The sequence below is a fragment of the Planococcus sp. ANT_H30 genome, assembly GCF_008369335.1.
GTDB classification, from domain to species: Bacteria; Bacillota; Bacilli; order Bacillales_A; family Planococcaceae; genus Planococcus; species Planococcus kocurii.
The window spans coordinates 59,339-72,947 of record NZ_VOBJ01000003.1; the positions used below are offsets into that span (position 1 = coordinate 59,339).

The window sequence follows — 13,609 nt, forward strand, 5'->3', positions numbered from 1 at the left end:
CTTGTGCTTTTCTTTGTCCAGGCTCCTGCGCCCAACACCTCGGGTCATAAGTCATCCCGGCTGTACGGCAAAATGCGCCGCTCTGCCGGTCTGTCTTATGCCTGTCGGTGCTACACGGGCGCTTGCGCTTTTCTATACTTCTTCGATCTTTTTCAATGGTTTAACCGCGGGTCCGTTTAGTACGTCTCCGGTATAGGAGAACCGCGAACCGTGACATGGGCAGTCCCAAGAACGCTCGGCGTCATTCCAAGCAACATCACATCCCATGTGGGTACATGCGGTATCGACGAGATGGACTTGACCGAATTCGTCCCGGTAACCGCCTGCTTTTTTCTTGCCGACTTTCACTAATGCCCCTTCGTCTTTGCCTAAGTCTTCAACTTTTCTTGATGGTCTTTTCAGCTTACCTGTAACCAATGCCTTAGCAACGGATGCGTTATCTTTCGCAAAATTCTTGGCGTCTTCTATTTTGACTTTTGTGCGGGTTGGACTAAACAAAGCAGCATACCGATTTTCGATACCAAGCACTCGATCTGACAGCATCATACCTGCTAATGCGCCGTTCGACATGCCCCACTTATGAAAACCAGTCGCTACTAGAATATTGTCATAGCCCGCAGTAATTGTTCCGATGTAAGGGATTTTGTCGAGCGTCGTCATATCTTGAGACGACCAGCGATACGGAATCTCTTGAATTCCGAAATGCTCGTCTCCAAACTTCTCAAGGTTATGATAATGCTCCATCGTCTGACTTGAGCTTTTACCTGTCGTATGGCCATCGCCACCAATTAGTAATAGTTTTTCGCCATTTTCATCTATTGCATAACGCAGAGAGCGCGAAGGCAAATCTCCGCTAATGTACATATCATTTGGAACATTGCCGCTTACTTTAGCTGCAATGGCATACGAACGATTGACGGATAAACGCGAAAAATACAAACCGTCAAAATCATTAAATGGGTAATGGCTAGCAACAATCACTTTATTGCATGATAAATGTGAAAGATTTTCAGTTTGAATGACCGGATCGTTTTTGCTCAAAATTTTCATCGCACGTGTCTGTTCGTAAATTTTGCCGCCTAGTCGCTCAATTTCTTTCACCAAGCCTGCCAAAAATTTTACTGGATGAAACTGTGCTTGATTGCGCATGACTACCGCTTCTGTAATAGGAAACGGCAACTCTGCCTCTTCTTTTGCCAATTCGCCGTCAATGCCTAGTTGCCGATAAGCTTCCGCTTCTTTTTCAATCAGTTTTGCACCTGCAGCTGTATGCGCATAGACAAACGCATTATGATGGGAAAAATCACAATCGATATCAAGTTCATGGGCAGTTCCTTCTATAAATTTCAACCCTTCCATATTCGCCTGATAATAGAGTTTTGCTTGTTCTTGTCCGACTATATTAATCAACGAATCATAATATAGGCCATGCTGCGCTGTTATTTTTGCCGTCGTACGCCCTGTTACGCCATCGACTAATTTCCCAGCTTCAATCAATGTCACTTTTCTACCGGCTTTTGCCAGCAAATAAGCACTAATGATCCCCACCATTCCTCCCCCTACAACCGCTATATCTGTAGACTCATTTTCTTGCAAAGCGGGGTAGTTTGGAATATCTTTGTATTCTCTCCAATAAGACTTTTGCTCTTCCGGAACTCGACTCTCGCCATTACTCTGCACTTGCGCCATTCCTCCTTAGAAAGCTTTTTATAGATGTCTACCCCTATTATAAATTCTTAATCAGCTTAGCTATTCGAAAAGCATCATTCTCCAATTATTTGGATATACTGTCGGAAAGAGCTCGAATACTGTCCAAATTTCAGAAATACTGTCCATTTCAGCTCCTTTACTGTCCAATTCGCTGGATTTACTGTCTAAATTAAAAAAGACGACCCGTTAAGGTCGTCTTTATCACTTTATATTATGCATTTACTTTAACTAATGAATTGGCAACTTGTTCTACACGCTGCATTCCCTCAGCTTTGATTTCTTCCGCGCGATCAGGGTACATATTGTGTCCCTCAATGATCACTTCTTCAATGTCAGTGATTCCGAAGAAGTCCATAATCAACCGAATGTAGTTGACACTCATTTCAGCTGGAGCCATTTCAGGTGTTGAATAAACTCCGCCACGTGCGTTCAAGATGATGACTTTCTTATCAGGCACAAGACCGACTGGGCCTTCAGCCGTATATTTGAATGTCACACCTGCACGGTAAACGTAGTCGATGAACGTCTGCAATGGCGCAGGAATTGTTTTATTCCATAATGGGAATGCAAAAACAACCACATCAGCTTCCATAAATGCATCCATTGCTTTGTTAGCCGCTGTCAAAATGCGCTGTTCTAGCTCAGTCATTTCTTCGGCCTTTGCTGATTTTTGCATTGCATCAAAAAAGTCCTGGCCGAAATACGGCATGTCTTCTTTGAAAACGTCGAACGTATTGATATCAAGTTCTGTATCTGTGCCAATCGAATCCATAAACACTTCATACATTTTGCTCGATACCCCTTCAGATGATGGGCGATTATTTGCTTTTACTACTAAAACGTTTGTCATTAGTTTAAAACTCCTCTTGTCATCATATAAAAACTAGTACTATCGATTTAAAAACACTCATTAACTTTAATAAAAAAACAGAGTGAAAGTCAATTACTCTGCTCAGGTATTTTATAAGCCATCACACGAATCTCCTGTGCAATAGCTGGTTTTCTTACCAAGCGGTTTTAATTTAGGACGAATTCCTTCTTCTTCAGCAATTTGCTCTAACGCTTCCACAAAAGCTTCTACTGGCTGGGCTCCGGAAATTGCATACTTACGATTGACCACAAAAAATGGTACACCTTGCACGCCGATTTGACCAGCTTCTGCAATGTCCAACTGGACCTGTCCCATAAACTGGTCCGATTCCAGCACTTTTTCTGCTTCTTCACGCGGCAAACCAATCGTTTCTGCGAGTGTCAATAAAACCTCATAATTGCTGACATTTTTTGCTTCCACAAAATAATGATGCATTAGCTGTTCAGTCAGCTCTGCATCTTTCCCTTGTGTTTCAGCCCATTTCACTAAACGATGAGCAGCTAACGTGTTCGCTTCTACCATATTATCAAAATTGTATTCCAAACCAACAGAGCGGGCATGCTGCGCCACGCCTTCAGTCATTTCTTTCGCTTGTTCTATAGTCTGTCCATATTTTTTCGCTAAACTTTCATAAGTTGGAGTAGTGGAATTGATTGGCGCATCTGGATTCAATTGATAAGCCTTAAACGTAACTTCCGCCTGACTTTCAAAACCCGATTGAACCAACGCTTTCTCTAAAGTCCTCTTGCCTATATAACAGAATGGGCACACATAATCTGACCAAACTTCAATTTTCATATCGTTCACCTCGACACTAACTATAGCAACGAAAACAACAGCACTCAATTTTTTTGCCTGTGACAAAGAAAAGCGCAAGCGATCGTACTAAACCTGACGGGCATAAGGCGCGGTGGCGAAGTGGCATCTTTTCAGCCACACAGCCAACGTGACTTATGACCCGAAGGTTTGATCGCTGGAGCTAGACAAAGAAAAGCGCAAGCGATCGTACTAAACCTGACGGGTATAAGGCGCGGTGGCGAAGTGGCATCTTTTCAGCCACATAGAGAACAAGGTAAGTAGCTGAAGAGATTCTCAATTCTAGCTCAACTAAAAAACTGATCCCCATAAGGGAATCAGCTTAACGCCTCTGTAATTACAGGAACAATTTGCTTTTTGCGTGACACAACGCCCGGTAATAAGACACGGTGATCAACCACACTTGACTTAAATGCACTTTCGATGATGTCTGCTCTTTTACCAAGCACGATAGCCACTGAATTATTATTAAGGATATCCGTGACAACAAACATGAATAAATTTAATTTTTTTGTTAGAATAGCATTTGTCATTAATACTTCTAGTTCTTTTTGGCGAACCATAACTTCTTCTACATCAATTGCGTTAACTTGAGCAACTTCAAAACGGTGGTCGCCTGCTTCGAATTCTTTTGAATCCAATGAGATTAAGTCTTCTAACGTTTTATTGCTCAAATCAGCTCCAGCTTTCAATAAATCCAGACCATAGCTTTGTGCATCGACGCCAGCAATTTCTGCGAGTTCTGCAGCAGCCTTGACATCTTGCTCAGTACAAGTCGGCGATTTAAAAAGAAGCGAGTCCGAAATAATGGCGGATAGCATCAAACCTGCTATATTAGAAGGGACTTCCACATTATTTTCTTTAAATAGTTTTAAGATGATGGTAGTTGTACAACCAACTGGCTCTGCACGGAAATAAAGAGGATCCATCGTTTCAAAATTGGCGATGCGGTGATGGTCCACCACTTCTATCACTTGAACATCTCCGATATCATCAGCACTTTGCTGACGTTCGTTGTGATCCACTAAAATTACTTGTGTAGCTTCCTTCGCAACTTGTGTCACCAACCTTGGCTCATCAAACTTAAAAGTGTTTAAAGCAAATAAAGTTTCGTTGTTTACTTCACCTAAACGAACTGGTTCAGCAAGCATGCCCATTTCATTTTTTAAATACGCATATGAAATAGCCGAACAAATTGAATCTGTGTCCGGATTTTTATGACCTAATACTAAAACGTTTGACATGAATAGTAGCCTCCTGAAATACTTAGTTTCTGTTTTTATTCTATCATATTAACAGCAATTGAAAAAATTAGACTTTATAAATAGTAAATACAACTAACAAACCATTAAGTTTATAGAATTATCAGTATTTTTAAAATTCATTATGTACTTTAGCATATGCCAATGGTATAATATGACTAACTAATCTAAAGTTAGGTGGAAGGAAGAGATGCCTGTGACTATTTTACTGGAAAAGAAATACATTCCTCTGGCTAATTATTTTTCCGGAGTGACAAATTCTTCAATACGATTAACATTTTCTGAAATCGAGCAAATTATGGGACAGAATTTACCTAATGCCGCCTACTTGAATAAAAGCTGGTGGAAAAAAGTAAAAGCACCAGCTAAACATTTTCATGCATGGGCAGATGCTGGTTATTTTGTTAGCGACGTCGAGCCAGATCGCTTTGTCGTCTTTGAAAGAATCGACTCTACAAATGGAACAGGCACAGACGATGATGAAGATCAGGATATTCTATTGATTCGAACAGCAGAGCATGGGGATGCGCGGTCTCTTGCCGCTCTACAAAAAGTTGTAGAATCTGAATCTGATTTCATGCTCTACGCTAAAGACGAACGTACACAATCCACACAAAAAGTTCGCAAACAAATTATCGAGTGGAAACAAAGTGGCTATTCGACTATTATCATTGCCATTCTCAATGGACAGCATGTGGGCTATTTGATGATTGTGGGCAATGACGCAAAACGTGCTGCACACCGCGCCTTCATCGATCTCGGTCTACAAAAAGATGCACAAGGGAAAGGAATCGCTAAATCCTTGCTTAAAAAAGCTGAAGAATGGTCTAAAGAAAAAGGCATTAGCCGGCTAGAAGTGACGGTCGTCGAAGAAAATGAATCGGCCCGTTACTTATATGAAAAAGCTGGTTTTAAATCTGAAGGCATTCGACAAAAATCCATGATAATAAACAACAAACCCCATAACGAAATTTATTTAGCTAAGTTTTTAGACTAGAAAAAAGGAGCAAGCCATTGGCATGCTCCTTTTTTCTATAAACTTAATTTAAAATCGTCAACCATAAGTACAAGCCAGTCAATGTGATAAACAAAGTCGGAACCGTCAAAATGATGCCGATTTTAAAATAATAACCCCAACTAATCTCTACCCCTTTTGTTTTTAATACATGAAGCCATAATAATGTTGCCAGTGAACCAATCGGTGTAATTTTTGGTCCTAAATCTGATCCAATCACATTCGCATAGATTAAAGCTTCTCTAACAACTCCAGTTGTCTCTGTTTCAGCAATTGCCAATGCATCAATCATAACAGTCGGCATATTATTCATAACCGATGACAAAATAGCAGCGATAAAGCCCATGCCAATTGTCGCTGCATACAGACCGTGACTCGCTGTCCACTCGATTGCGGTAGCCAACACCGATGTGAGACCCACATTTTTCAAGCCGTACACGACGACATACATACCGATTGAGAAAAAGACAACCGCCCAAGGAGCCCCTTTTAAGACTTTCATCGTTTCAACTGATTTACTCTTCCTCGCAATGGCTAGAAAAATAATAGCAATCGCTCCTGCAATAAAGGATACCGGAATATTTAAAGCCTCGCTACTGAAATAGCCAATTAGTAAAATTGCTAGCACTACCCAAGATAAACGGAAAATTCTCAAATCTTTTATTGCTGAAGCTGGTGTTTTTAATGCACTGTCATCAAAATGTTTTGGAATATCTTTTCGGAAATATAAATACAAGACCAACATACTTGCAGCTATGCTGAATAAGTTCGGTACAAGCATCCGGATTGCATATTCGGTAAAGCCAATATTAAAAAAATCAGCCGATACGATGTTGACTAAGTTGCTGACAACAAATGGCAAAGAGGCAGTATCAGCGATAAAGCCACTCGCCATAATAAATGGCAAGATCATTGCATCTTTGAATTTCAATGCACGAACCATTGCCAACACGATAGGTGTCAAAATTAGCGCTGCTCCGTCATTCGCAAACAACGCTGCGACAACCGCCCCTAGCATGGTAACTAAGAAAAACATCCGCAAGCCACTGCCTTTGGCAAAACGTGCCATATGTAAAGCTGCCCATTCGAAAAAACCAATTTCATCAAGAATCAACGAAATGATAATCAATGCAACAAACGTTAAGGTCGCATTCCAAACAATTCCCGTTACGTCCCAGACATCCCCAAAATCAACTACGCCAAACAGCAAGGCAACAATTGCCCCAGCAATAGCAGACCAGCCGATTGACAAGCCTTTTGGCTGCCAAATCACAAAAATCAATGTAACGATAAATATAAAACTTGCTAACCAAACATCCACTTTCACACAACTCCTTATTCACAATTTGCTACTCTTTCTTCTACAATCAATAAACCACTGGCGCAAACTCTAACTAATCGAGTCATCATTATATTCACACTGCACTTGCTCTATTTATCGCTACAGCACTCCCTCATTATATAAGCATTTACTTATGTATTCAAGAGACAATCTTAAAAGCTAATTTGGTTTATGTAATCTGTATGTTAGATTTTCCCTACATAAAAAGCGGCTGTCTCACAAGGTCATGAACAATGACTTTGTGAGACAGCCGCTTTTGCCCGCTAAAGAAAAGCCAAAGCAGTGTTTACAGATGAATCCATAGCGCAAATCTAGGACCGGTACACAATTGACCTAGCAAGTGTCTTCCGTCCTATCAAGAGCAATCGTGCGTTTTAGAAATTTCACCTCCAAACCTCGAAAAAGTGCATGTCAAGTTTGGGATTGTGAGCTGCAATTTTAAAAAAACAGACGGAGAAAAAGAGTTTCTTTTTCTCCGTCTGTTTTATGTTAGAGGGGCATTGACAGCTTTTTAAGCTAATTGCTCCAGTACACGTAATGATTCTCGGTTGAATGCCGGAATGTCATCAGGTTGACGACTAGTGACCAATTGATCTTGGCACACGACTACTTCTTCATCAAGGACTGTCGCACCTGCGTATTCCATATCGACTTGAATCGACTTATAACCTGTAGCTTTACGACCTTCTAACGCTTTGGCCGTAATTAATAATTGAGGTCCATGACAAATTGCGAAGACCGGTTTTTTCGCATCCATGAAAGTTTTTGCAAACTCCACAAACCGGCTATCTTCACGTAACAGGTCCGGTGAAAATCCGCCAGGCAAGAACAAGGCATCAAAGTCATCCGGGCTAACATCATCAATGCTTTTATCAATGGTGACAACAGCCTCGCCTTGTTTGCCAGTTACTTTTTTCCCCACTTCTTTTTCGATTGTGAAAACTTCATGACCTGCATCATTAAACGCTTTTGATGGATCTGTATATTCCACATCTTCAAACATATCTGTTAGTAAAGTTGCAATTTTCGCCACTATCTTTCACTCCTTCTGTCTATTCATTCTCTTTCAGTATTCCACCAAAAGATGAAGTTAAACAACAATTAGCGAAATTTCGAGACGAAAGGGTTTCCTGTTTCCCAAAAGCGATAAGGATAGTCGACCGCTTCTAGTGAATTGCCGATACCTACACGAGGTCCAACCGATATTTCTTGAACCGGTTCTCCTTGAGCGATGTAAAGTGGCTTTTCCGAAAAATGATGACCATAATAATCCATTGTAATCGCCATTGCTTTAGTCAATTTTCCCGGTCCACTAGTCCACTGTTTGATCGGCATGTGTCTGCCGCGCAGTTCTGCCATCAGTTCGATGCCTTCGACCGGTTCGACTGCACGAATCAAAATGGCTCGCGGTGTGTCTTCCGGTCCCGCGACGACATTGATCAATGTGTGAGTATGCATTTGATACGTATAGACAAGGCCAGGTTTACCAAACATGATTTCCGTACGTTTAGTCCGACGATTCCCGAAGCTATGTGCAGCGCGATCTTCTGCTCCCATATAAGCTTCAGTTTCAATAATCCGTCCAGCAACAATGCCTTCTGGCAATTCATGGACCAAAATTTGACCAATCAAACTACGCGTAAGTTCCAATGTCGGCACGTCAAAAAAATCTTCAGCCACTGGCGTAAACATAACATCTCCTCCTACCCATATTATACTGAGTGGGTGGCCGTCACTGCATGGATAAGCGGTTCGATTTCCTGAATTCGATCTTCGTTAAAGGCATCCACAATGGCACTTCCCACAATAAATCCATCCACATCGTCACGCAACATATCGACATGGCTACTCTTCGAAATTCCGAATCCAGCATAAACCGGAACCGGGCTTTTCTCACGAACTTTGCGCATAAATGCTTTTACATCCTCTGACATCTCATCACGAGATCCCGTTATTCCTTTAACCGTAACCGCGTAAACAAAACCTTGTGCCTCCCGAAGAATACCATCCAAGCGAACGTCCGTTGTCGTCAGTGTCACCAGTTGAATCAACTTAATGCCTTCTTTATCGACATAAGGTTGCACTAATTGTTTGTGTTCATATGGCAGGTCTGGAATGATGACGCCTGAAATTCCAGCTTTGCTGCATTCAGTAGCAAAGCGTTCTACACCAAACCTCATCACGGGATTTAAATAAGTCATTACGAGCAAAGGAATTGTAACCTCAAAGGTCCAACTTTTTAGTTCTTCCAATACTTTTTGCAATGTAACACCATGCTTTAAAGCACGATTTCCAGCCGCTTCAATCGTCGGACCATCTGCGACCGGATCTGAAAAAGGAATGCCGATTTCGATAGCAGTTACTCCTGCCCCTTGCAAATACTGTACTTGATTTTTCAGACGGTCAAGACCGCCATCTCCTGCCATAATATAAGCGACAAAGGCTTTGTTTCCCGTTTTTTTTAGTTGCTCTAATCGATTCATGATAGCCCCTCCAGGTTCTCTGCGTATGTCGCCATATCTTTATCTCCACGACCGGACACACAAATAATCAGTATCTGGTCTTTGGTCATAGACTTTGCTTGTTTTTCTGCTTCTGCAATAGCATGCGCCGTTTCAAGTGCTGGAATAATTCCTTCAAGACGAGACATGCCAATAACTGCAGCCAGTGCTTCATCATCGGTAATTGACCGGTATTCAACACGACCAATATCTGCTAAATAAGCATGCTCTGGTCCAATGCCTGGATAATCAAGCCCCGCAGAAATCGAATGCGCTTCCTGCACTTGGCCTGCATCATCCTGCAATAACTTCATTAAGGCGCCGTGGAGCACACCTTCTGTTCCTTTTGTTAAGGTTGCAGCGTGTTTATCTGTATCCACACCTTGACCAGCCGCTTCAACGCCAATCAACTTGACTTCTTTATCTTGAATAAACGGATAAAACATACCAATCGCATTGCTGCCACCACCTACACACGCCAAAATAGCGTCAGGCAAACGCCCTTCTTTTTCAAGAATTTGACGTCTTGTTTCTACGCCAATCACACTTTGAAAATCACGGACCATCGTTGGAAACGGATGTGGACCGAGAGCCGAACCGATTAAGTAATGCGTATCTTCTACATTGGCAACCCAGTAACGCAAAGCTTCATTGACCGCATCTTTTAAGGTCGCACTGCCTTTTGTGACACTTTCCACACGTGCCCCTAAAAGCTTCATACGGAAAACGTTCAATTGCTGACGCTTAATGTCTTCTTCACCCATGAAAATAACACAATCCAAATCGAACAGTGCACAAATTGTCGCAGTCGCCACACCGTGCTGACCTGCTCCTGTTTCTGCTACAATTTTACGTTTTCCCATTCGCATCGCAAGTAGCGCCTGACCAATCGCGTTGTTTACTTTGTGCGCACCGGTATGATTCAAGTCTTCTCGTTTTAAGTAGATTTTTGGTCCACCATATGCTTCAGTCATGCGTTTTGCGAAGGTCAATGGCTGTTCACGACCCACATACTCCGATAAATAATGATGGTATTCTTTATGAAATTCCGGATCTTCTTTTACTTCATTATAAGCATCTTCTAATTCCTTAACGGCTTTCATTAATGTTTCTGGCACAAATTGCCCCCCGTATTTACCGAAAAAACCTACTTTTTCTATCGTCTGTTCCATCGAATCATCCTTTACCTGTTTAATAAATTTTTGTATTTTCGCTACATCTTTCTGGCGCTCTGTTTCAACTCCGCTAGAGACGTCTACCATGTAAGGTGTTGTTTGTTCGATTGCCGCACGGACATTTTCCGGTGTTAACCCACCCGCCACAATTAGGCGAGATGGATCGATGCCGGCTCCGTCTAGTAACGACCAATCAAACACATTACCGCTACCTCCGCGGTATTCCGTACCCGGAGCGTCCACTAAAATATAATTAGCTAAAGAATTTTTCAACTGCTCTACATCTTCTTTTGTGCGAATCGAGAAGGCTTGGATAACAGGGACACGAATAGCTTTCACCAACTCATCGGGTTCATCGCCGTGAAGCTGAACCATCGTTAGCGGAACACCTGCAACAGCGTCTTCAATTTCCTCTAATGAAGCATTAACAAAAACACCGATTTTATCGGTATCTGCTGGAATGTGTTTAGCCAGTTCAGCAGCTTGCGCAATTGTCACTTGACGTCTGCTCGGAGCAAATACGAAGCCGATAGCATCCGCACGACTTGCTGCGTCAACATGTCGCTGTTCTTGCAAGCCGCAAATTTTCACTTTTGTCATTTTACTGCCTCCTCGCTAGTCGCCTGACGAATCCAATTTCCTGGATTTTCAGATCGCATTAACGCTTCTCCCACTAAAATTCCAGAAGCTCCATTTGCGTAAGCAAATTGCGCATCTTCTTTTGTCTGCATGCCACTTTCGCTAATTAATACGCGCCCTTCGTCAAATGGGAAGTTTTTAGCTAATTGTGCTGTGCGTTCAATTGATACTTCAAAAGTTTTTAAATTACGATTATTGATACCAATTAGTTTTGCATCTAGCTCTAGTGCTATTTGCAGTTCCTGTTCATCATGAACTTCGATTAAAACTTCAAGTCCTTTTGAGAGCGCATAGTCGTTAAGACGTTTCAGCTGTTGCTTTTCCAGTGCAGCTACGATCAATAGAATAATGGTAGCTCCTGCATGTTGAGCACGATCAATTTGAATCTCACTAACCATAAAATCTTTGCACAAGACGGGAATCGATACGACTTTCGCTACTTCACACAAGTCATCAATTGACCCTTTAAAATACACTTCATCCGTGAGTACCGAAATTGCAGCCGCTCCAGCTTCTTCGTATTTTTTAGCTTGTGCAACAATATCTACTTCCACTTTGATGTCGCCTTTTGATGGAGAAGCGCGTTTAATCTCTGAGATGACGCCATTTCGTTCTTGTAGATGCCCCAGTAACGTTGTTTTTTCTGGAAAATTAATTGTATTTGACCCAACTGGTTTATACATTTTTATCTCTTCGTATTTAGTCGCAATGATGTCATCCAATATTGTCATACAAATACCCCCGCCGCTAACCGATGCAAGTCAAAGACACGCGCGGTTTCGCCTGATTTGATTGAGGCTTTCGCCTGCTTTACGCCTTCTGTCACGTTTTCAGCTTTACCACTGACATACAGTACTACTCCTGCATTTAATGCGACTGTATCTAAATAAGGGCTATCTGTTCCGGATAAGACATCCATAAAAATTTCAGCGTTGCGCTTTGGATTGCCTCCGCGGATCGCTTCAATTGATGCCACTTCTAAACCAACTTCATTTGGGTGAATGGTCATTTTTCGCTTACCTTGCTCATTGAAGATGATTAATTCATTAACGCCTGCAAGTGACAGTTCATCCAAGCCACCTGCTCCGTGAACAAGCGCTCCTTTTTTTCGACCCAATCGAATTAACGCATCCACCATTGGTTCTAGCATGTCACGACGGTAAACACCGGTCATTTGAATCGTAATTGGCAATGGATTCGCTAAAGGTCCTACTAAGTTAAAAATAGTTGGAGTTCCGATGTCTTTACGAATTTGGCGTAAGCCACCGAGTGCTGGATGGATAGCTGGTGCAAACAATAACGCAATCCCCGTCTGGTCAAGCATCATAGGAATCGAGGCAATATTCGTTTCCGTTGAAATACCAAGTGCCTCTAGCACATCGGAACTGCCTGTTTTGCTAGAAACACTGCGATTGCCATGCTTGGCAACTGTCATACCGCATCCTGCTAACACAAAAGCCGTCAACGTACTAATGTTAAAACTGTAAGAACGGTCACCACCGGTTCCACAAACATCAACAAGTTGTCCTTCGACTGTTGGAAGCGCTACTGCTTTTTCACGCATCGCTTTGACTAGTCCTACTAACTCGTCTGCCGTCTCTCCTTTTTCATGTAAATCGGACAAAAATTTCTTGATTTGTTGTTCATTTATATCGCCGTTCAACATTGCTAATGATTTTTCGTACATTCCTTGTTCACTCAAATTCTCTACTCTGCTCATACTAATCTCTCCTCGTCTCGTTTTAAATACAAAAATCCCCGCAATCAGATTGTTATCTGATTGCGGGGACGGGTTAAAAACCGCGGTACCACCACGCATTAGCGCATTAAATTTCTGCGCTCACTTAAACAGGCTCTTCGCCTTTCCCTTTAACGCAGGGCTTACGTCTCCCTTACTCGCTTCCGCTTTCAGGCAAGCTCTCCTAAGTCCATTCGCGCAGATCACCTAATCAGCTCTCACCAGCCGCTGACTCTCTAAATAGATTTCCCTGCCTACTCGTCTCAATCCTCGATTTATACACTCTTCTATTCTCGTCTTCTCTAGGCTCTTCTCTCAAACAGACTTGCTTCCGTACAACAAGTTGTTCCCTATACTAAAAGGTTTTGTTTATTCTGTCAAGTAAAAGGAAAAGCGCAGGCAGCCATGTAGATTCGACGGGCATAAGATGCTCTGGTGAAGCGGCGTGTTTTCAGCCGCACAGCCAGAGTGACTTATGACCCTAGAATCTGGCTGCCGGAGTCTGGACACAGAAAAGCGCAGGCGCCCGTGTAGATTCGA

Annotated in this window: 12 protein-coding genes and 1 other annotated feature; of the genes, 1 reads left to right on the forward strand and 11 read right to left on the reverse strand. The window is 42.2% G+C overall.

What is annotated here, in order from left to right:
* Positions 1 to 132 precede the first annotated feature (132 nt).
* The 4 genes from FQ085_RS08750 to FQ085_RS08765 all read right to left on the reverse strand — a co-directional run bounded on the left by FQ085_RS08750 (position 133) and on the right by FQ085_RS08765 (position 4,641).
* Positions 133 to 1,680, reverse strand: a complete 1,548-nt coding sequence (locus tag FQ085_RS08750) for an FAD-dependent oxidoreductase (RefSeq protein ID WP_149456409.1) — start codon at positions 1,678 to 1,680, stop codon at positions 133 to 135.
* A gap of 241 nt (positions 1,681 to 1,921) precedes the next feature.
* Entirely contained in the window at positions 1,922 to 2,560 is a 639-nt protein-coding gene (locus FQ085_RS08755) for an FMN-dependent NADH-azoreductase (RefSeq protein ID WP_058386424.1), read from the reverse strand.
* A 111-nt stretch (positions 2,561 to 2,671) separates the two neighbouring features.
* On the reverse strand, positions 2,672 to 3,379 hold the full coding sequence (locus FQ085_RS08760) for a DsbA family oxidoreductase (protein ID WP_058386425.1): 708 nt from the start codon (positions 3,377 to 3,379) through the stop codon (positions 2,672 to 2,674).
* A gap of 335 nt (positions 3,380 to 3,714) precedes the next feature.
* On the reverse strand, positions 3,715 to 4,641 hold the full coding sequence (locus FQ085_RS08765) for a manganese-dependent inorganic pyrophosphatase (protein ID WP_071153517.1): 927 nt from the start codon (positions 4,639 to 4,641) through the stop codon (positions 3,715 to 3,717).
* Positions 4,642 to 4,849: 208 nt separating this feature from the next.
* Here FQ085_RS08765 and FQ085_RS08770 point away from each other — a divergent pair, with 208 nt between their 5' ends.
* Positions 4,850 to 5,656: a GNAT family N-acetyltransferase gene (locus tag FQ085_RS08770; RefSeq protein WP_262499779.1), complete on the forward strand. Its 807-nt coding sequence runs from the start codon at positions 4,850 to 4,852 to the stop codon at positions 5,654 to 5,656.
* 43 nt (positions 5,657 to 5,699) lie between these two features.
* On the opposite strand, the gene FQ085_RS08775 is transcribed toward FQ085_RS08770, so the two are convergent.
* The 7 genes from FQ085_RS08775 to trpD form a co-directional block, all read right to left on the reverse strand.
* The gene (locus tag FQ085_RS08775; RefSeq protein ID WP_071153516.1) at positions 5,700 to 6,995 is read right to left on the reverse strand and encodes an arsenic transporter; all 1,296 of its coding nucleotides are present in this window, start codon (positions 6,993 to 6,995) and stop codon (positions 5,700 to 5,702) included.
* Positions 6,996 to 7,527: 532 nt separating this feature from the next.
* A complete protein-coding gene (locus FQ085_RS08780) occupies positions 7,528 to 8,049 on the reverse strand; it encodes a type 1 glutamine amidotransferase domain-containing protein (protein ID WP_071153515.1) in 522 nt (173 codons plus the stop codon).
* Positions 8,050 to 8,117: 68 nt separating this feature from the next.
* Positions 8,118 to 8,708: a DNA-3-methyladenine glycosylase gene (locus FQ085_RS08785; protein WP_149456410.1), complete on the reverse strand. Its 591-nt coding sequence runs from the start codon at positions 8,706 to 8,708 to the stop codon at positions 8,118 to 8,120.
* Between the two features lie 20 nt (positions 8,709 to 8,728).
* Positions 8,729 to 9,499: a tryptophan synthase subunit alpha gene (trpA, locus tag FQ085_RS08790; protein ID WP_058386430.1), complete on the reverse strand. Its 771-nt coding sequence runs from the start codon at positions 9,497 to 9,499 to the stop codon at positions 8,729 to 8,731.
* Entirely contained in the window at positions 9,496 to 11,292 is a 1,797-nt protein-coding gene (gene trpB, locus FQ085_RS08795) for a tryptophan synthase subunit beta (RefSeq protein ID WP_082707508.1), read from the reverse strand. Before trpB ends, trpA begins: the two co-directional genes overlap by 4 nt.
* Positions 11,289 to 12,062 carry an indole-3-glycerol phosphate synthase TrpC gene (gene trpC / locus FQ085_RS08800; protein WP_149456411.1) on the reverse strand — a complete coding sequence of 258 codons (774 nt, stop codon included), beginning with the start codon at positions 12,060 to 12,062 and terminating at the stop codon, positions 11,289 to 11,291. The genes trpB and trpC overlap by 4 nt, the downstream gene beginning before the upstream one ends.
* Positions 12,059 to 13,051 carry an anthranilate phosphoribosyltransferase gene (trpD, locus tag FQ085_RS08805; protein ID WP_149456412.1) on the reverse strand — a complete coding sequence of 331 codons (993 nt, stop codon included), beginning with the start codon at positions 13,049 to 13,051 and terminating at the stop codon, positions 12,059 to 12,061. Before trpD ends, trpC begins: the two co-directional genes overlap by 4 nt.
* Before the next feature lie 61 nt (positions 13,052 to 13,112).
* Positions 13,113 to 13,349, reverse strand: a binding site (T-box leader).
* Positions 13,350 to 13,609: the final 260 nt, after the last annotated feature.

Coding starts and splice junctions, on each gene's coding strand:
- trpD (WP_149456412.1), bottom strand. CDS start 13,051: ATGAGCAGAGTAGAGAATTTGAGTGAACAAGGAATGTACGAAAAATCA.
- trpA (WP_058386430.1), bottom strand. CDS start 9,499: ATGAATCGATTAGAGCAACTAAAAAAAACGGGAAACAAAGCCTTTGTC.
- FQ085_RS08770 (WP_262499779.1), top strand. CDS start 4,850: ATGCCTGTGACTATTTTACTGGAAAAGAAATACATTCCTCTGGCTAAT.
- FQ085_RS08765 (WP_071153517.1), bottom strand. CDS start 4,641: ATGTCAAACGTTTTAGTATTAGGTCATAAAAATCCGGACACAGATTCA.
- trpB (WP_082707508.1), bottom strand. CDS start 11,292: ATGACAAAAGTGAAAATTTGCGGCTTGCAAGAACAGCGACATGTTGAC.
- FQ085_RS08755 (WP_058386424.1), bottom strand. CDS start 2,560: ATGACAAACGTTTTAGTAGTAAAAGCAAATAATCGCCCATCATCTGAA.
- FQ085_RS08785 (WP_149456410.1), bottom strand. CDS start 8,708: ATGTTTACGCCAGTGGCTGAAGATTTTTTTGACGTGCCGACATTGGAA.
- FQ085_RS08760 (WP_058386425.1), bottom strand. CDS start 3,379: ATGAAAATTGAAGTTTGGTCAGATTATGTGTGCCCATTCTGTTATATA.
- trpC (WP_149456411.1), bottom strand. CDS start 12,062: ATGACAATATTGGATGACATCATTGCGACTAAATACGAAGAGATAAAA.